16 protein-coding genes are annotated in these 17,805 nt (G+C 72.1%); 6 read left to right on the top strand and 10 right to left on the bottom strand.

Going from position 1 to position 17,805, the window contains the following annotated elements:
• Positions 1–7 precede the first annotated feature (7 nt).
• Together ACH4RC_RS02035 and ACH4RC_RS02030 are read right to left on the bottom strand one after the other, a co-directional pair.
• The gene (locus tag ACH4RC_RS02035; RefSeq protein ID WP_398193895.1) at positions 8–1,321 is read right to left on the bottom strand and encodes an SWIM zinc finger family protein; all 1,314 of its coding nucleotides are present in this window, start codon (positions 1,319–1,321) and stop codon (positions 8–10) included.
• On the bottom strand, positions 1,318–4,185 hold the full coding sequence (locus tag ACH4RC_RS02030) for a DEAD/DEAH box helicase (RefSeq protein WP_398193893.1): 2,868 nt from the start codon (positions 4,183–4,185) through the stop codon (positions 1,318–1,320). Before ACH4RC_RS02030 ends, ACH4RC_RS02035 begins: the two co-directional genes overlap by 4 nt.
• Positions 4,186–4,400: 215 nt before the next feature.
• Between ACH4RC_RS02030 and ACH4RC_RS02025 the strand changes: the two genes are divergently transcribed.
• The 5 genes from ACH4RC_RS02025 to ACH4RC_RS02005 all read left to right on the top strand — a co-directional run bounded on the left by ACH4RC_RS02025 (position 4,401) and on the right by ACH4RC_RS02005 (position 9,358).
• A complete protein-coding gene (locus ACH4RC_RS02025; RefSeq protein WP_398195649.1) occupies positions 4,401–5,003 on the top strand; it encodes a histidine phosphatase family protein in 603 nt (200 codons plus the stop codon).
• A 61-nt stretch (positions 5,004–5,064) separates the two neighbouring features.
• Positions 5,065–5,724: a hypothetical protein gene (locus tag ACH4RC_RS02020; RefSeq protein ID WP_398193891.1), complete on the top strand. Its 660-nt coding sequence runs from the start codon at positions 5,065–5,067 to the stop codon at positions 5,722–5,724.
• Positions 5,725–5,767: 43 nt separating this feature from the next.
• Complete coding sequence (locus ACH4RC_RS02015) at positions 5,768–6,190, top strand: acyl-CoA thioesterase (protein ID WP_398193889.1); 423 nt, start codon at positions 5,768–5,770, stop codon at positions 6,188–6,190.
• A 100-nt stretch (positions 6,191–6,290) separates the two neighbouring features.
• Positions 6,291–8,483 (top strand): alpha-N-acetylglucosaminidase, encoded by a 2,193-nt coding sequence (locus ACH4RC_RS02010; protein WP_398193887.1) that lies wholly within the window; start codon positions 6,291–6,293, stop codon positions 8,481–8,483.
• A gap of 56 nt (positions 8,484–8,539) precedes the next feature.
• Complete coding sequence (locus ACH4RC_RS02005; RefSeq protein WP_398193885.1) at positions 8,540–9,358, top strand: chitosanase; 819 nt, start codon at positions 8,540–8,542, stop codon at positions 9,356–9,358.
• Positions 9,359–9,414: 56 nt separating this feature from the next.
• Here the strand turns inward: ACH4RC_RS02005 and ACH4RC_RS02000 are convergent, their stop codons facing one another.
• From ACH4RC_RS02000 to ACH4RC_RS01965, 8 genes are all read right to left on the bottom strand, one after another.
• On the bottom strand, positions 9,415–10,767 hold the full coding sequence (locus tag ACH4RC_RS02000; protein WP_398195648.1) for a nucleobase:cation symporter-2 family protein: 1,353 nt from the start codon (positions 10,765–10,767) through the stop codon (positions 9,415–9,417).
• Positions 10,768–11,138: 371 nt separating this feature from the next.
• A complete protein-coding gene (locus ACH4RC_RS01995) occupies positions 11,139–12,551 on the bottom strand; it encodes an 8-oxoguanine deaminase (RefSeq protein ID WP_398193883.1) in 1,413 nt (470 codons plus the stop codon).
• A gap of 49 nt (positions 12,552–12,600) precedes the next feature.
• Entirely contained in the window at positions 12,601–14,019 is a 1,419-nt protein-coding gene (locus ACH4RC_RS01990; protein WP_398193880.1) for a nucleobase:cation symporter-2 family protein, read from the bottom strand.
• Between the two features lie 84 nt (positions 14,020–14,103).
• Complete coding sequence (pucL, locus tag ACH4RC_RS01985) at positions 14,104–15,045, bottom strand: factor-independent urate hydroxylase (protein ID WP_398193878.1); 942 nt, start codon at positions 15,043–15,045, stop codon at positions 14,104–14,106.
• Between the two features lie 5 nt (positions 15,046–15,050).
• Positions 15,051–15,449 carry a hydroxyisourate hydrolase gene (gene uraH, locus ACH4RC_RS01980; protein WP_398193875.1) on the bottom strand — a complete coding sequence of 133 codons (399 nt, stop codon included), beginning with the start codon at positions 15,447–15,449 and terminating at the stop codon, positions 15,051–15,053.
• Complete coding sequence (gene uraD, locus ACH4RC_RS01975) at positions 15,449–15,973, bottom strand: 2-oxo-4-hydroxy-4-carboxy-5-ureidoimidazoline decarboxylase (protein WP_398193873.1); 525 nt, start codon at positions 15,971–15,973, stop codon at positions 15,449–15,451. Before uraD ends, uraH begins: the two co-directional genes overlap by 1 nt.
• Before the next feature lie 178 nt (positions 15,974–16,151).
• Positions 16,152–16,520 carry a helix-turn-helix domain-containing protein gene (locus ACH4RC_RS01970; RefSeq protein ID WP_398193871.1) on the bottom strand — a complete coding sequence of 123 codons (369 nt, stop codon included), beginning with the start codon at positions 16,518–16,520 and terminating at the stop codon, positions 16,152–16,154.
• A complete protein-coding gene (locus ACH4RC_RS01965) occupies positions 16,517–16,771 on the bottom strand; it encodes a hypothetical protein (RefSeq protein WP_398193869.1) in 255 nt (84 codons plus the stop codon). The genes ACH4RC_RS01970 and ACH4RC_RS01965 overlap by 4 nt, the downstream gene beginning before the upstream one ends.
• Positions 16,772–16,907: 136 nt before the next feature.
• Here ACH4RC_RS01965 and ACH4RC_RS01960 point away from each other — a divergent pair, with 136 nt between their 5' ends.
• A complete protein-coding gene (locus ACH4RC_RS01960) occupies positions 16,908–17,750 on the top strand; it encodes a TIM barrel protein (RefSeq protein WP_398193867.1) in 843 nt (280 codons plus the stop codon).
• The last annotated feature ends 55 nt before the right edge of the window (positions 17,751–17,805 follow it).

Raw genomic sequence — 17,805 nt, 5'->3', positions numbered from 1 at the left:
GGCGCGGTCAGTCCCTGCCGAGCAGGGAGTCCAGGGCCGACACCGGGTCCGGTCCCGGCTCGCCCCTCGGCCACCAGTCCTCGCTGTCCGGCTCGGACTCGTAGCCGTACCACAACCCGTCGCGGCCCAGGCGGAGTTGGAGCGCCGCCGTCGACAGGTGGTTGCGGCGGGGGCGGAACTCCGGGTGGCCGACGGCGAGCAGCGCCGGGCGGGCGCGGTCGAACGGGCCCGCCGGCGGGTCCCACTCCTCCTCCAGGACGGACAGGCCCGCGAGCCCGCCCTGGCGCCAGGCGGCGACCGCGCGGGCGAGGTCGGCCGGGGTGCGGCCGGTGCCGCGCGAGAGCGAGGCGTACAGCGCGCGCGTGGCCGCGGTGAGACCCGAACCGGGGTGCGCGGCGGCCAGGCGGACCGCGTCCTGCCAGGGGGTGAGTCCGGCGAGCGGGTCGGCGCCCGTGGTCAGCAGGGTGTGCGCGCGGGCGCCCGCCTCCGTGGCCAGCAGGTCCAGGGCGAGCGGGTCGGGGGCGTCCGGGGCCTGCGGATAGGACGGCGGGCGCTCGGGGTGGGCCGGGGCGGGGAACTCCGGTGGCAGGCGCGGCAGTTCGTCCGCGCGGGCGAGCGCGTCCCGCGCCGGGACCGAGTCGAGCGCCGGTGGATCGTCGGTGCGCCGCTCCTGCGCGGTGTGCGCGGCGTTGCGCCGTGTGAGGTCGGCGAGCAGCTCCTGCTCGCCGCGTCCGCGCAGCAGGAACAGGACGAACGGGTCCTCGTCGACGAGGCGCGCCGTCTGGTAGCAGAGCGCCGCCGCGTGCTTGCAGGGCTCGGAGCGGTCGGGGCAGCTGCAGACCGGGACCAGGTCGTCGACGGCGGGCAGCAGGTCCACGGCGGCGGCGAGCGCGTGCGGCACGTCCTTGTCGAGCAGGGACGCCATGTGGTCGGGCCGCGCCGCGGCGGTCTCCGCGAAGCGGGTCCACTCCTCGTCGGTGAGGGTGCGAAGGCGCAGCTCGGCCCGGTAGGGGCGGGGCCGCGAGCCGTGCACGTAGGCGACGACGCGGCCGGGCGTGACGGTGATCGCGTCGACGTGCCCCCGGTCGGCGTAGCTCCGCCCGCGCGCGAGCCGGCCCTGGTCGAGCGAGGTGTCCTCCAGCGCGTCCACCCAGGCGTTCCCCCACCAGGTGAGCGCGGCGCCACCGCCCGGCTGCGCGCGCGGCGGCAGCGGCGGGAACGTGCGGCGGGTGTCGGTGTGCCGGGCCTGGGCCTGCTCGGCGCTCCCGGCCCGGCCGGGGATGTGGGCGGCGTGCCGTCCCCTGCGTGCGGCAGGACTCATGCCGACCCCCTCCTCAACGACACCAGGTCGGTCAGCTCCCGGTCGGTCAGCTCCGTGAGGGCCGCCTCGCCGGAGCCGAGGACCGCGTCGGCCAGCGCCCGTTTGGCGGAGAGCAGCTCGGCGATCTTGTCCTCGACGGTTCCCTCGGTGATGAGGCGGTGGACCTGGACGGGCTGGGTCTGGCCGATGCGGTAGGCGCGGTCCGTGGCCTGCTCCTCGACCGCCGGGTTCCACCAGCGGTCGAAGTGGACGACGTGGCCCGCGCGCGTGAGGTTGAGCCCGGTGCCCGCCGCCTTCAGGGACAGCAGGAAGACGGGGACCTCGCCGGCCTGGAAGCGGTCCACCATGCGCTCGCGCTCGGCGACCGGGGTGCCGCCGTGCAGCAGCTGGGTGGGGACGGCGCGGGTGGCCAGGTGCGTGGCGAGGAGCCGCGCCATGGACACGTACTGCGTGAAGACGAGCACGGAGCCGCCCTCGGCGACGATCGTGTCGACCAGCTCGTCGAGCAGGGCCAGCTTGCCCGAGCGGCCCGCCAGGCGCGCGCGGCCACCGTCGGCCTCGCCCTCCTTCAGGTACTGCGCGGGGTGGTTGCAGATCTGCTTCAGGGACGTGAGCAGCTTCATGATGAGGCCGCGCCTGCCGATGCCCTCGGCGGCCCCGATACTGGCCATGGACTCGCGCACGACGGCCTCGTACAGCGACGCCTGTTCCCTGGTGAGGGGCGCCGGGTGGTCGGACTCGGTCTTGGGCGGCAGCTCGGGCACGATGCCCGGGTCGGACTTCTTGCGGCGCAGGATGAAGGGGCGCACGAGGCGGGAGAGCCGCTCGATCGCCTCCGGGTTCACTCCTCCTTGCCCCTGAAGGGGAACCTCGCCCTCGACCGCGCGCGCGTGCCGGGCGCGGAACGCCTTGAGCGGGCCGAGGAGCCCGGGGGTGGTCCAGTCGAGCAGCGCCCACAGCTCGGAGAGGTTGTTCTCGACGGGGGTGCCGGTGAGCGCCACGCGCGCGGGGGCGTCGATGAGGCGCAGCGCCTTCGCGGTCGCCGAGTTCGGGTTCTTGACGTGCTGCGCCTCGTCGGCGACGACCATGCCCCAGGTGTGCCCGGCCAGCTCCGTGGCGCGGCTGCGCAGGGTGCCGTACGTGGTGAGGACGAAGCCGCCGCCCGGCCCGTCCAGGGTGCGCTCGGTGCCGTGGAAGCGGCGCACGGGGACGCCGGGCGCGAACCGGTTGATCTCCCGCTGCCAGTTGCCGAGGAGGGAGGCCGGGCAGACGACGAGGGTCGGCGCGGGCCGGTCGCGGCGCAGGTGGAGGGCGATGAGGGTGACGGTCTTGCCGAGGCCCATGTCGTCGGCGAGGCAGCCGCCGAGGCCGAGCGAGGTCATGAGGTCGAGCCAGGCGAGGCCGCGCAGCTGGTAGTCGCGGAGCGTGGCGCGCAGGGCCGCGGGCTGTTCGACGGTGTCGATGCCGCGGGTGAGCCGGTCGCGCAGCTCGGCGAGGCGTCCGGTGGGCACGGCCGCCACCCGCTCCCCGTCGACGTCGGCCTCGCCGGTGAGGGCGACGGCCAGCGCGTCGACGGGCTGCAGCAGGCCCAGCTCGCGCTTGCGCGCCTTGCGGACGAGGTCGGGGTCGACGACGACCCACTGGTCGCGCAGCCGGACCACCGCGCGGTGCTCCTCGGCGAGCCGGTCCATCTCGTGCTCGGTGAGCGGGTCCCCGTCGAGCGCGAGCTGCCAGTTGAAGGCGAGCAGTTCGTCGCTGTCGAAGAAGGTCGTGCCGTCGGTGGCGGAGCCGGGCGCCGCCTGCGCCCGCACGACGGCGGTCGCGGTGAGCGAGCGGGCCAGCTCGCGCGGCCAGTGCACGGCGACCCCGGCCTTGGCGAGGCGGGCCGCGCCAGGGCCGAGCAGGTCGATCAGCTCGCTCTCGGCGAGGGCGAGGACGTCGGGCACGTCCTGTTCCAGGAGGCGGCCGAGCGGCGGCCAGGCGGCGACGGCGCGGCGCACGGCGAGGACGGCGTCGATGCGGGCGCGCGGCCCGAAGTGATCGGAGGCGTCACCGGCCCAGAGGTGCGCGGCGTCGACCACGCGCGTGGGGTCGGCGAGGCTGTGCACCTGGACGACGGCGGCCCCGGCGCGGCGCGCACCCGGGTCGTCCGCCGGCTCGCCGGGGCCGTCGTCCGCCCCGTCGAACAGCAGCTCCTGGGAGAGGTCGAGCCGCAGCGAGACGCGCACCCCGGTATCGAGCCCGGCCGCCGCCTCCACGGCCCAGGACCTGGCGCGCGGGATGTGCTGGGCGGCGACGGCGGCGAACGGGGCGCCCGCCGCGTGCGCCGCCGCGGGGGTGCGGGGCAGCGCGTCGGCCACGGCGTCGACGAAGGCGCGGACCAGCGCCTCGGGCGCGGGCACCCGCACCGGCCGGCTGCCGGGGACGGGGGTCGCGTACCCCTCGGGCGGCAGGGCGGCGGCGATGCTCTGGAGCTGGGCGACGTCGTCCGCGTCGAGCGGGCCGGCGCGCCACGCGTCGTGGTCGGAGGCGGTCAGGCCGGGCAGCAGCCTGCCGCGCGCCACCAGGTGCAGGGCGTGCGCGGCGGCGGCGCCCCAGGCGGCCGCGGCGGGGTGGGCGCCCGGGGTACGGCGGGCCCGCAGGAGCGTGGGCAGCGCGTCGACGACGGGCAGCACGAGCGCGGGCACGGCGCGGCTGCGCACCCCGGGACCGTGCGGCCGGACGACGGTGATCTCCTGCTCGGCGCCGGGCAGACCGGCCCCGTCCGGCGTCCAGAAGGCGACGCGGCCCTCGCGCGGCAGGGCGGCGGGCAGGAAGAGAGCGGCTGCCGCGGGGAAGACACCGGTCCGCACCGGTACGACCATGACGCCCCCGCCTCCTCTCCGCTCACTTCGCCATCAGGACCTCTGAACCTTACGGGCCGCCTCTGACAATCCATGATCCGAGCCTCTTGCGCGGCTCTCCTCGGGGCCCGCCCGCCGCCGCCAGGGGCGACCGGCACCCCAGCTCGGGCGCCCGTGTACGGTTCGTTCGATAATGTCCCCGTCACTGTCGACCCCCGATGGAACAGGCAAGAACCTTGGGTGATCTGCTGCTCGTCCGGCACGGCGAGACCGAGTGGGCGCTGACCGGTCAGCACACCGGCCTCACCGACATCCCGCTCACCGACAACGGCCGCGAGGAAGCGCGCAGGGTCGCGCCGCTCGTCTGCAGCTACCACATCGGGGCCGTCTTCGTGAGCCCTCTGCAGCGGGCCCGCGAGACCGCCGAGCTGGCCGGGCTCAAGCGCTACACCGTCGACCCCGACCTCCTCGAGTGGGACTACGGCGCCTACGAGGGCATCACCACCCGGGAGATCCAGCGGACCCGCCCCGACTGGTACTTGTTCGACGACGGGGTGCCGCCGGGGCCGCCCGAGCACCCGGGCGAGACCCCGGAACAGGTGGCCACGCGCGCGGACCGGATGCTCTCCAAGGTCGACGCGGCGCTCTCCAACAACGAGGGCAGCGTCGTGCTCGTCGGGCACAGTCACTTCCTGCGCGTGCTGACCGCCCGCCGCCTCGGCCTGCCCGCGTCGGGCGGCTCGCACTTCCTCCTCGCGACCGGCACGGTGAGCCGGCTCAGCACGGAACACGGACGGCCGGTCGTCTCGGGCTGGAACCTGCGCCCGCCGAGCGCCTGAGCCGGCGCCGGTCCGGCGTTGTCAGTGGCGTCGGGCACCATCATCGGCAGGAGGTGCGCCAATGTCCCGACCGCCGACCGCCGCGCAGCGGCGCATCATCGAGGCCGCCGACCCGGGTACGGGCCGGATCAGCGGCAGCGCGGCCCAGCTGACGCGGCTGGTCGTGCTGAAGCTGGCGTTCCGCCATCCCCGTCCGCCGCACGACCACTTCCTCACCCCCGAAGGGCACCGCGTACGCGAGGCGGTCCACGAGGCGGGACAGGAGCTTTCCGGTCCCGGTCCCGCGCCGCCTCCCGCGGCCACCGAACCGGCCGGGCCGGGCGGCGTCTTCACGGCCCGCCTCGGCGGCGAACCCGACAGCACGCCCTCGCCCGCCCGCGCCCGCGAGGTCCGCACCGCCTGGCAGGGGCTCCTGGAGATACGCCGCATGACGTCGCCGGACGGCGCCACCGACCGGCCCTGCGCCTGGGAGCGCGGCCGTCTCACGCACGCGGCGGCGCTCGCCCTGGAGGCGGCGGGACGCACCCCGGCGAGCGGCGCGGGCCCCGGCTACCGGGTGACCGCGACGCCGCAGCCCGAGGCCGTCGCCGTGCGCCATCCGGAACCGGCGGAGCTCGCCGCCTGCGCGGCGGCGCTCGAGGCGGCCGGCTGGCAGGTCAGCGAGCACGCGTCCGCGCGCGGGGGCGGCCGGTACCTGCTGGCGTCACCGAGACGGGCTTGATCAGTAGGATCACCGATGGTTTACCGACAGGGAGAGGAACGTCGTGGCAGAGCCGTTTTCCGTCCGGATCGAGGTCCGCGGATACGAGACCGACTCGCAGGGGCACCTCAATCAGGCCGTGTACCTGCAGTACGCCGAGCACGCGCGCTGGTCGATCCTGCGACACGCCGGCGTCGGGCAGAGCACTCTCCTGGAGCGCGGGGTGGGCCCGGTCGCCCTGGAGACGAACATCAGCTACCGGCGTGAGCTGCGCGCCGGTGACCAGGTGGACGTGGACTGTGTCTTCGAGTGGGGCGAGGGCAAGACGTTCCGCATCCGGCAGACGGTACGCAAGGACGACGGGACCGTGTCGGCCGAAGTGACGTCGGTGGGCGGCCTGTTGGACCTCAGCGAGCGCAAGCTCGTGAAGGATCCGAGAGAGGTCTTCAAGGCGCTGGCGACGGATCCGGGCGTCCTCGGCCTGTGAGCGCGCGTCCGCCCGGCGGCCCCGCACCGTTCACGCGCACCACCCCGCTTCGTTCGCGCGGCGTCATGCGCCGCCCGCCGGAAACGGGTATGCACACTTCATGCGCTTAGCTCGTCGTACGTTCTTGCTCGCGGTCGCCGGATCGGCGGCGGTGTCGTGCTCCCGTGTCCCCGGTGACCTGGAGGACGGTGCCTCCGCCGCGCCGCGCTCCGCCGCGGCCGCCGCCGCCCGGCGGCTGCTCGGCCGCCATGCCGACCAGCTGTCCTTCACCCCGCTGACCGGTGCGGACGACGCCTTCCAGGTGGACGGGCGGCGCGGTCACATCCGGATCGCGGGGACCTCTCCGGCCGTCCAGCTCACAGGGCTGCGCCGCTACCTGAAGGACGTGGCGCACGCCGGCGTCTCCTGGGCGGGCGAGCAGCTCGACCTGCCCGACCGGCTGCCCGCGCCGCCGCGCCCGCTCACCGGTCGGGCGAACGTGCCGCACCGTTTCGTCCTCAACGACACCAATGACGGCTACACGGGCGCGTACCACGACTGGGCGTACTGGGAGCGCGAGCTGGACGTGCTCGCGCTGCACGGTTTCAACGAGGTCCTGGTGTACGCGGGCGCGGACGCGCTGTACCACCGGGTCCTCAGCGGGTTCGGCTACAGCGACCAGGAGCTGCGGGAGTGGATCCCGGCTCCCGCGCACCAGCCGTGGTGGCTGCTGCAGAACATGGCGGGCCCCGTGGGCGGCCCGGTGTCCGCACGGCTGCTCGCCGCTCGCGCCCGCCTCGGACGCCGGATCGCCGACCGGGTGCGGGAGTTGGGCATGAAGCCGGTGCTGCCCGGCTACTACGGCACGGTGCCGCCCGGCTTCGCGGAGCGCAACGCGGGCGCGCACGTGGTCGAGCAGGGCAACTGGTACGGCTACCGCAGACCCGACTGGCTCGACCCGCGCGGTTCGCACTTCGAGCGCGTAGCGGCCGCGTTCTACCGCGCGCAGGAGGAGATGTTCGGCCCGGCGGAGCTGTTCAAGATGGATCTGCTGCACGAGGGCGGCAAGCCCGGTGACGTGCCGGTCCCCGACGCGGCCCGGGGCGTCGAGAAGGCGCTGCGCGCCGCGCACCCCGACGCGCTGTGGGTGATCCTCGGCTGGCGCCACAACCCGCCCAAGGAGATCGTGAACGCGGTCGACAAGGACCGCATGCTCGTGGTCGACGGCATCAGCGACCACTATCCGACGGTGACCGACCGCGAGGCGGACTGGGACGGCACCCCGTACGCGTTCGGCTCGATCTGGAACTTCGGCGGTCACACGACGCTGGGCGCCAACACTCGCGACTGGGCGGAGCTGTACGACCAGTGGCGTACGCGGCCGGGCGGCGCCCTGCGCGGCACGGCGCTGCTGCCGGAGGCCGCGGACAACAACCCGGCGGCGTTCGACCTCTTCTCCGAACTGGCGTGGCGCGACTCCCCGTTGGACCTGGAGAGCTGGTTCGCGGACTGGTCCGTCGCGCGGTACGGGCGCCGTGACGCCGACGCCGTCGCGGCGTGGGACGTGCTGCGGCGCACCGCCTACGGCACGACGCGCGCGGACGGCTGGGGCGAGGGCGCCGACGGCCTGTTCGGGGCCCGCCCCTCCCTCACGGCCCAATCGGCGGCGAAGTGGTCACCGAAGCAACTGCGTTACGACGCGGCCGAGTTCGAACTGGCACTGACCCACCTCCTGGCCGTACGCCCGGCGCTGCGGCGCTCGTCCGCGTACCGCACGGACCTCCTCGACGTGGCCCGCCAGGCGCTGTCGAACCGGAGCCGCGCGATGCTGCCGCGGATCAAGGAGGCGTACGAGGCGGGAGACGCGGCCGGTCTGGCCCGGCTGACGGACGACTGGCTCGCCCTCATGGACCTCATGGAGAAGCTGCTCGCCACCGATTCCCGGCATCTGCTGGGGCGTTGGGTCGCGGACGCGCGTGCCTGGGGCGCCGACGACGCGGAGCGCGACCTTCTCGCGTACGACCAGCTCTCGCTGGTGACGTCGTGGGGGACGCGCGCGGGCGCCGACGCCGGACTGCGCGACTACGCCAACCGGGAGTGGGCCGGTCTCGTCGGCGGTCTTTACCGCAAGCGCTGGGCGGCGTTCTTCGCGGAGCTGCGTACCGCGCTGGACGAGCGGCGCGCGCCGCGCGCGATCGACTGGTTCGCGCTGGAGGACGCGTGGATCCGCGAGCCGGGCCGGCTGCGGACGCGGGCGACCGGGAACACGCACAGAGTCGCCGGTCAGGTACGTGACCGGCTGCGCGCGGGCTGACCGGGGAGCGCCTACGGGACAGCGAAGAACCACGAACTCCCCCCCCAGGAGGAACCGTGTTCACCCCCCACGTACGCACCTCCCGACGCACACTCCTCACCTTCCTCGGAGCCTCGATCGTGGCATCACCCCTGCTCTCCACCACCCGGGCGGCCGGCGCCGCCGCGAGCGGGCTCGACGACCCGGCGAAGAAGGAGATCGCCATGAAGCTGGTGTCGAGCGCGGAGAACTCCTCGCTCGACTGGAAGGCGCAGTACAAGTACATCGAGGACATCGGCGACGGCCGCGGCTACACCGCGGGCATCATCGGTTTCTGCTCCGGCACCCACGACATGCTCGACCTGGTCCAGCTCTACACCGACCGCGAGCCGGGCAACGTCCTCGCGAAGTACCTGCCCGCGCTGCGCGAGGTCGACGGCGGCGACTCGCACGAAGGGCTCGATCCGGGCTTCCCCGGCGACTGGGCGAAAGCGGCCCAGGACCCCGCGTTCCAGCAGGCGCAGAACGACGAGCGCGACCGGGTCTACTTCGATCCGGCGGTCGGCCGGGGCAAGGCCGACGGGGTGGGCACGCTCGGCCAGTTCACGTACTACGACGCGATCGTGATGCACGGCGACGGTTCCGACCCGACGAGCTTCCGCTCCATCCGCGGGCGCGCCCTGGACCGGGCGGAACCGCCCGCTCAGGGCGGTTCGGAGGTGGCGTGGCTGCACGCGTTCCTCGACGCGCGGGTGTGGGCGATGCGGCAGGAGGAGGCGCACAGCGACACGAGCCGCGTCGACACCGCGCAGCGCGTGTTCCTGGACGCGGGCAACCTGGACCTGGACCCGCCGCTGGACTGGAAGGTGTACGGGGACAGCTTCCACATCGGCTGACGCGGCCCCCGCTCCTCGCGGCCCGTTCGGAGCCCGTGCTCCGAACGGGCCCCGCGTCAGTGCACTCCGGCCGCCGAGGCGCCCGTACGCTGCTCGGCGATGGCTCCGCCCGGCTCCATCGGCGAGGTGACGTCGTCCGCGTCGCGGTGCCGGCCGATGTGGTTGAAGACGAGGTTGAGCAGGACGGCGGCGACGCAGCCCGTGGAGATCCCCGAGTCCAGGATGATCTTCGCGGTGTCCGGGAACGCGTGGTAGAACTCCGGCGCCGCGATCGGGATGAGACCGACGGCGAGCGACACGGCGACGATGAGGACGTTGTTGTCCTTCTCCAGGTTGGCCTTGACCAGGGTCTGGATGCCGCTGGCCGCGACCGAGCCGAACAGGACGACGCCCGCGCCGCCGAGCACCGGGCGCGGCACGACCGCGATCAGCGAGGCCGCCACCGGGCAGAGCCCCATCAGGACCAGGAACGCGCCGCCGGTCGCGACCACGTACCGGCTACGGATCCTCGTCATCGCCACCAGACCGATGTTCTGGGCGAAGGCGCTGCACATGAAGCCGTTGAAGAGCGGGCTGACCGCCGTGCCGAGGGTGTCGGCGCGCAGGCCCGCCGCGATCGTCTTCTCGTCGGCGGGGCGGTCGACGATCTCGCCGAGCGCGAGCATGTCGGCGGTCGACTCGGTCATGGAGACGACCATGACGACGCAGAGCGAGACGATGGCCGCGCCCGCGAACTGCGGGGCGCCGAAGTGGAACGGTGTCGGGAAGCCGACGATGTCCGCGTCACCGACCGGCGAGAAGTCCGTGACCCCGAACGGGATCGCGACGACCGTGCCGATGACCAGGCCGAGCAGGACCGCGATCTGCTTGACGAACCCGGTGGTGAACCGGCGCAGGAGCAGCACGATCACGAGGGTGACGCCGGCCAGGGCCAGGTTCTTCATCGAGCCGTAGTCCGACGCCTTGGTGTCGGGTCCTTGCGCCCAGCCGAACGCGACCGGCATCAGCGAGATGCCGATGAGGGTGATGACCGTGCCGGTGACGACCGGCGGGAAGAAGCGGATCGCCTTGGAGAAGAAGGGCGCCGCGACGAAGCCGAGGACACCCGCGACGATCACCGCGCCGAAGATGATCGGCAGCGCGTCGTCCTTGTCCTTCGTCGAGTCGACGACGGCGAGCATCGGGGCGACGCCCGCGAACGTCACGCCGTTGACGAACGGCAGTCTGGCTCCGATCTTCCAGATGCCGAGCGTCTGGAGGAACGTGGCCAGACCCGCGGTGAAGAGGCAGGCGCCGGTCAGGAAGGTGAGTTCTTTCGCCGAGAGGCCTATGTAGGCGCCGACTATCAGCGGGGGCGCGACCACACCCGCGTACATCGCCGCCACGTGCTGCAGGCCCGTCGTCGCCATCTTCAGCGGGGGCAGCGTCTCGTCTACCGGATGTTTGGTATGCCCCGCTGCCGGCTCCGTGTCCTGGTCCGCGGGGGTGGTGCCTTGCTTGGTGAACCTGGGCTTCGACGCCACTGAGGCTCCTCCGGTTGTTTTCCGGTACCGGCGGATTACCGGCACTTTTCGCTTCTGGGAGGTGGTGCAAGGAAGTGGTGCAAGGTCGAGTCGCTATGCGGTTGTCGTGCTGGTGGTCGTGCGCCCAGGTACCGCTGACCGCCCCGGCACGTGAAGCTTTGGGCCACGTTCCGGGGCGGCTCCCGAGCAGCCCGCTCGGCTGCTCGGGTCCGGCCGGGGACCGTCCTCCCCGGCCGGAGTCTTCAGGGGGTGTGCGGTTACGCCTGCGCCGCGATCCGCGCGAGGCGCTGTGCCTCGTCGCGCGTGGAGCGGGCGACGGCGTCCTCGTCGACGTGCAGGAGGCGGCTGTTCTCCACCACCGGCGCGCCGTTGACGAGGGAGAGCGTGACCGGTGCGGCCGCGCCGAAGACGAGCGCGGTGACCGGGTCGGCGATGGACGAGTGGGCCAGGGTGTCCAGCTTCCACAGGACCAGGTCGGCCAGCTTCCCGGCCTCCAGCGAGCCGATCTGGCTCGCGCGGCCGAGGACCTGGGCACCGCCGTACGTGCCCAGGCGCAGCGCCTGCCGTGCGTTCAGGGCCGCTTCGCGGTGGGCGCCGAGGCGGTTGATGAGCAGGGCGTTGCGGAGTTCGGTGTGGAGTTCGCCGGACTCGTTGGAGGCGGTGCCGTCGACGCCGAGGCCGACCGGGACGCCGGCGGCGAGCATGTCGGGGACGCGGGCGATGCCCGCTGCCAGCCGGGCGTTGGAGGACGGGCAGTGCGCGACGCCCGTCCTGGTCCGGCCGAACGCGGCGATGTCGGAGTCGTTCATGTGGACGCTGTGCGCCATCCACACGTCCTCACCGAGCCAGCCCGTCGACTCGAAGTAGTCGGTGGGGCCCATGCCGAACAGCTCGTGGCAGAACTGCTCCTCCTCGACCGTCTCGCTGCCGTGCGTGTGCAGCCGTACGCCGAGGCGGCGCGCCAACTCGGCTCCCTGCTTGAGGAGTTCGGTGGAGACGGAGAACGGCGAGCAGGGGGCCACGGCCACCTGCGTCATCGCGTCGAAGGAGGCGTCGTGGTGCTTCCTCACGGTCTCCTCGGTCGCGGTGAGCGCGCCTTCGAGGGTCTCGACGGCGAAGTCCGGGGGCAGGCCGCCGTCCTTCTCACTGCGGTCCATGGAGCCGCGGGCCAGGGTGAAGCGCACGCCCATCTCGGAGGCGGCGCGGATGATCGACCCGGAGAGGTCGCCCGACCCTCGCGGGAAGACGTAGTGGTGGTCCATGGCGGTGGTGACGCCGCCGCGGACCATCATCGCGAGGGAGCCCTGCGCCGCCGCGTACGTCATCCGCTCGTCGATCCGCGCCCACGTCGGGTAGAGCGTCTTCAGCCAGTTGAACAGGTTGTGGTCCGTGGCGAGGCCGCGGGTGATCCACTGGTAGAAGTGGTGGTGGGTGTTGACCAGGCCGGGCGTGGCGAGGTGGCCGGTGCCGTCGACGCGCCGGACCACGTTCCCGAGCCCTTCCGGGGCCTTGCCGGCGCCGATGGACTCGATCGTGTTGCCCGCCACGACGATGTGGCCCGAGGCGTACTCGGTGTCGTGGGCGTCGACCGTCGCGATGGCGACGTTCTCGATGACGATGCGCTCGGTGACGGTGGAGTCGGTGGCGCTGTTTGCCGTAGAAGCTGCCATGGTGCTTCCTTCATTCCTCAGTGGCGATGACTGTGGGCACGGCAGGACCCTAGGTGGATTTGAGTGCCGCGGCGGCGTTGGCGGCGCCGCGGGTGCCGAGATGGTGGAAGAAGAGGTTCAGCGACACGGCGACGAGCGCGCCGGCGCTGATGCCCGAGCCGAGCACGGTCTGCGCCCAGGCCGGGAAGTCGGCGTAGAAGGTGGGCGCGGCGAGCGGGATGATGCCCGCGCCGAGCGAGACGGCCACCAGGATGATGTTGGAGCTGTCGTCGAGGCCCGCTTCGGAGAGCGTCCGGATACCGCTGACCGCTATCGATCCGAAGAGGACGATGCCCGCGCCGCCGAGGACCGGCATGGGGACCAGGGAGACGACCGCGCCGAGCATCGGGAAGATGCCGAGGACCAGCAGGGCGCCGCCCGCGACCGCGACGACGTAGCGGCTGCGTACTTTGGTCAGCGAGACGACGCCGACGTTCTGGGCGAACGCGGAGGTCGGGAAGCCGCCGAAGACCGGGCCGAGGAAGGTGGCGATGCCGTCGGTGCGCAGGCCGCGGGTGATGGTGCGCCCCGACGTCTCGCGCTCGCAGATCTCGCCGATGGCGAGCATGCCGGCCGAGGACTCCGTCATCAGGACGAGCATGACGAGGCAGAGGGAGACGATCGCGGCGGGCTGGAAGGTGGGCGCGCCGAAGGCGAAGGGCGTCGGGAGCGCGGCGACGGGTGCCGAGCCCAGCGCGCTGAAGTCCGCCATGCCGAACGGGATCGCGGCCAGGGTGCCGATCAACAGGCCGAAGAGCAGGGCGACTTGTTTGACGAAGCCGCGGCCGAAGCGCTGGATCAGCAGGATGACGACGAGCGTGAAACCGGCGAGGGCGAGATAGCGCATGTCGCCGTAGTCGCTCGCGGTCGCGTCGCCGCCTTGCGCCCAGCCGACGGGTACGGGCATCAGCGTCACGCCGATCAGGGTGATGACGACGCCGGTGACGAGCGGCGGGAAGAAGCGCAGAAGTCTGCCGAAGAACGGGCCGATGGCGAGGCAGAAGACGCCCGCGACCATCACCGCCCCGTATATGGCGGGGAGTTGGTCGCCTTTGGCGTTGGTCTCGGCGATGGCGAGCATCGGCGCGATACCGGCCGAGGAGGCGGCGTTGACGAAGGGCAGCCGGTTGCCGACGAGGCCCTTGACGCCGAGGGTCTGGAGCAGAGTGGCCACGCCCGCGATGAGCAGGGACGCGGCGATCAGTCTGGTCCGGCCCGCCGTGTCGAGACCGACGGCCTGGCCGATGATGAGCGGAGGGGTGACGACGCCCGCGTACATGGCGGCGATGTGCTGGAGAGCGGCGGGGACGAGCCGCGAGACGTGGAGCTTCTCGTCCACCGGATGCACCGTGTCGGCACTCTGCGATGGGGTGGAGATTTCAGAACACGGGCTTTCGGCTTCAGCCGGCCCCTTTGCTGGCACTGCCATTGCGATGTTCCCTCCGGTGCGGCGCACCCCCGCCGACCTGCGGTGGACGGGGGTGCGCTGTCGCGTCCGAGTACGCCTGAGGCGTCAGAGGTTGGTCATGTCGACCGGGATGCGCTGCTCGGCGCCGTCCCGCAGGATGGTGGCCTCGATCAGGCCGTAGGGGCGGTCGGCGGCGTAGTACACGGCACCGTCCTTCGCCTCGTTGTCCAGGCCGAACGACGACAGGTCCTGGCGGAAGTGGTGCTTGTTCGGCGCGGAGAAGCGGATCTCGTCGATCTCGCTGCGGTTGTTGATGACCCGCGAACCCATCTGGTACAGCGTCTGCTGCAGCGAGAGCGAGTACGTCTCGACGAACGCCTGCAGCATGTGCTTCTTGGCCTGCGCGTAGGACTTCTCCCACTGCGGCATGCGCTGCTCGTCGCTGGTCCAGTTGTGCCGCCACCAGGTGGACAGCGACGTCGCGAGGATGCGGTCGTAGTCCTCCTTGAGCGTCGTGTACTTGTCCTTGATGAAGCCCCAGAACTCGGAGTTCGTGGAGTTCAGGACGGTCAGGTCCTTGAGCCCGGACAGGACCTCGAACTTCCCGCCCTCTTCGGCGGAGTAGGTGACCTGGGCGAGGCGCGTCTCCTGGCCCTTGCGGACGAAGGAGTGCTGCACCTCGTCGGCGCCGATGAAGTTGGAGCCCGCGTCCGAGCCGGCTATCCGCTCCCAGGCGTACTCCTCCAGGCGGATGCGCGCCCGGTGGATGGAGGGCTGGCTGTCGACGAAGTGCCGGGCGAGGTGGATGCCGTACTGCTCCACCGAGTCGATGCCGTGTTCCTTGGCGAAGGCGAAGCAGGTGTTCTTCGTGGTGTCGGTCGGCAGGCAGTTCGCGTTCGACCCGTTGTAGTGGACGTCCTCCAGGTCGCCGCTGAGCGCGACCGAGACGTTCACGTCCTTGATGTGGTGGGTGTCGCCGTCCCGCGTGATCTTCACGACGCGGTTCTCTGCTTTGCCGTACTGGTTCTGGCCGAGAATCGTGGGCATGTCTGCTAGCTCCCTCGGTAAACGGAGTAGCCGAACGGGTTGAGCAGCAGCGGCACGTGGTAGTGCTCGCCCGGTACGACGGCGAACGTGATCGCCACCTCCGGGAAGAACGCTCCGGTCGCGCCGCTGTCCCGATTCGCGGGGGCGTCCTGCTGCGCATCGGCTTGCTTCTTGTCGAAATACGCTTCCGTCTCGAAGTCGAGACGGACGTGGGTGGTTCCCTCCGGCAGCGCCGGCAGGTCCTTGCAGCGCCCGTCCGCGTCGGTGGCCGAGCCGCCGAGCGCCACCCAGGCGGCGCCCGAACCGGCGCGCGCCGCAAGGGAGATGGCGACACCCTCGGCGGGGCGTCCGATGCTGGTGTCCAGGATGTGCGTGGACACCGAGGCGGTGGTCGCGGTGCTCATCAGGCGTTGTCCCCTTGTTCTACGAGGCGGGTGAGGCGGATGCGGTTGATCTTGCCCAGCTCGGTGCGGACGATCTCCCGCTCCTGCTCGGGCGTGTTGCCGATCCGCGTCCTGAGCGCGCCGAGCATCTGCTCCGCGCTCGCCCCGGTGGCGCAGATGAGGAAGACGTGCCCGAACCGGTCCTGGTAGGCCAGGTTCTGTTCGAGCATCTCCGCCTTGAGCTCCTCGGAGGCCCCGGCCATGCCGCGCTGTTCACGCGACGAGGTCGGATCGCCGGGCTTCGGGCGGCCGATCGGCGGATGCCCCGCCATCGCCTCCGCGAGGTCCTCGGCGGTCAGCTCGGCCATGGCGGCGTCGCTGGCCTCGAAGAGGGTCTCGGCGGTGGCGAAGGGGCGCTGGGCGACGATCTTGCTCCCCCACGCCGATGAAGCACACACCTCGTGGAGCTCGGCCAGGGCCGCGCTCTCGTCCGAGGTGTTGAACCGGGTGAGCCCCCGATGAATGGGTGTCGATCCTGAAGTCACGGGGTGCCTCCGTGGCCTTGTGCTGGACGGGCTGCGGATAGCTAACGCCCTCGGAAACACCGCGTCAACACTTTGTTGAAAACTTGGAGTGAAGAAAACCGCCGTCCGGTTAACGGACGGCGGTCGGGTGTTCGAGAGGTTCTCGCAGGTCAGCGCGGATCGGCACGACCGGGCAACGTCAGGACGGCTTCTCGCGGTTGAGGTAGTTGTACACAGTGAACCGGGAGACGCCCAGCGCGCCGGCCACGGTCTCGACCCCGTGCCGCACCGAGAAGGCGCCGCGGGCCTCCAGGAGGCGGACCGCCTCCTGCTTCTCCTTGCGGTCGAGCTCGGCGAGGGGTTTGCCCTCCTTGCGCTCCATGGCGGCCAGTATGTGATCCAGGGAGTCGGCCAGCTGGGGCAGCCGGACGGCGACGACCTCGGCGCCCTCCCAGCTGAGCACGACATCGTCCTTGCCGGCCTCGCCCGGCGGCAGCATCTCGGCCCCCATCGCGTCGACGAGCGGCTTGACCGCCCGGACCAAGGGCTCGTCCCCCATGGCGGTCACCTATCACCCTCCCCGTCGACCACATTGACCTGGAGCGAGACCCGGGTGGCGCCCGCTTCCAGGGCCTGACGCAGCAGCGCGTCCACCGCGGTCAGCACGCGGCCGGCCTCCCCCTCGGCGGTGTTGCCGAACGGTCCCACGTCGACCGCGTCCAGGTCGGCCCCCTGGACGACCTCGCGGGCGACGACCGCGTGCGGCGGCGCCTCGTCGAGGTCGAAGGGTTCGGTCGTGAACTCCACTCTCAATCGCACGGGCTCAACCTAACGCCGATCGGGCTTTTTCCGGCAGCCCCTCTTGACAGCCCCCGCCACACACAGGCAACCTTCCATCAAGCAGAAACGAACTTCCGCAATACGGAACAACATACGGAAGGGAGCGCCAGGACCCATGGGATTCGCAGACCAGCGCTTCAACGTCAACCTGTCGATCCTCTTCACGGAACTCCCGCTCCTGGAGCGCCCCGCGGCCGCCGCCGCGGCGGGCTTCACCGCGGTCGAGCTGTGGTGGCCCTGGGTCGACGCCCCCGTCCCCGAGCAGTCCGAGCTCGACGCCCTGCGGGACGCGCTCAAGGACGCGGGCACCCAGCTGACCGGCCTGAACTTCTACGCGGGGCAGCTGCCCGGCCCGGACCGGGGCGCCCTGTCGGTCCCCGGCGAGGAGAGCGAGAGGTTCCGCGCCAACATCGACGTCGCCGCCGACTTCGCCGCCTCCCTCGGCTGCAAGGCGCTCAACGCGCTGTACGGCAACCGCGTGGACGGCGTCGACCCGGCCGTCCAGGACGAACTCGCCCTGGAGAACCTGGTCCTCGCGGCCCGCGCCGCCGACCGGATCGGCGCCGTGCTCCTCGTCGAGGCGCTCAACAAGCCCGAGTCGCCCGCCTGCCCGGTCGTGAGCGCGCCGAAGGCCGTCGAGATCGTGGACAAGGTGAACGCGGCGACCGGCCTCGGCAACGCCAAGTTCCTCATGGACCTGTACCACCTGTCCATGAACGGCGAGGACCTCCAGCAGGTCATCAGCGCCTATACCGACAAGACGGCGCACGTGCAGATCGCGGACAACCCGGGCCGCGGCGCCCCCGGCACCGGCACGCTGCCGCTCGAGGAGCTGCTCGACCAGCTCAGGAAGGCCGGTTACGAGGGCTACGTGGGCCTGGAGTACAAGCCGGGCGACGCCCCCAGCGCCGAGTCCTTCGGCTGGCTTCCGCACGAGGCCCGCGCCGCGCGCGCCTGAAGCCCCGAGCGCCTTCCACCGACGTATCGCCGCATCCCTCAGCTTTTTGGAGTCA

The sequence above is a fragment of the Streptomyces sp. NPDC016845 genome (assembly GCF_044332585.1).
Classification (GTDB): domain Bacteria; phylum Actinomycetota; class Actinomycetes; order Streptomycetales; family Streptomycetaceae; genus Streptomyces.
The sequence above is the reverse complement of the archived record's forward strand: the minus strand, read 5'-3'. Positions and strand labels throughout refer to the sequence as shown.

Bases quoted from the DNA above. Each gene is read 5' to 3' on its own strand.
- ACH4RC_RS02035 (WP_398193895.1), bottom strand. From the start codon at position 1,321: ATGAGTCCTGCCGCACGCAGGGGACGGCACGCCGCCCACATCCCCGGC.
- ACH4RC_RS02030 (WP_398193893.1), bottom strand. From the start codon at position 4,185: ATGGTCGTACCGGTGCGGACCGGTGTCTTCCCCGCGGCAGCCGCTCTC.
- ACH4RC_RS02020 (WP_398193891.1), top strand. From the start codon at position 5,065: ATGTCCCGACCGCCGACCGCCGCGCAGCGGCGCATCATCGAGGCCGCC.
- ACH4RC_RS02010 (WP_398193887.1), top strand. From the start codon at position 6,291: ATGCGCTTAGCTCGTCGTACGTTCTTGCTCGCGGTCGCCGGATCGGCG.
- ACH4RC_RS02000 (WP_398195648.1), bottom strand. From the start codon at position 10,767: ATGGCGACGACGGGCCTGCAGCACGTGGCGGCGATGTACGCGGGTGTG.
- ACH4RC_RS01995 (WP_398193883.1), bottom strand. From the start codon at position 12,551: ATGGCAGCTTCTACGGCAAACAGCGCCACCGACTCCACCGTCACCGAG.
- ACH4RC_RS01990 (WP_398193880.1), bottom strand. From the start codon at position 14,019: ATGGCAGTGCCAGCAAAGGGGCCGGCTGAAGCCGAAAGCCCGTGTTCT.
- pucL (WP_398193878.1), bottom strand. From the start codon at position 15,045: ATGCCCACGATTCTCGGCCAGAACCAGTACGGCAAAGCAGAGAACCGC.
- uraH (WP_398193875.1), bottom strand. From the start codon at position 15,449: ATGAGCACCGCGACCACCGCCTCGGTGTCCACGCACATCCTGGACACC.
- ACH4RC_RS01960 (WP_398193867.1), top strand. From the start codon at position 16,908: ATGGGATTCGCAGACCAGCGCTTCAACGTCAACCTGTCGATCCTCTTC.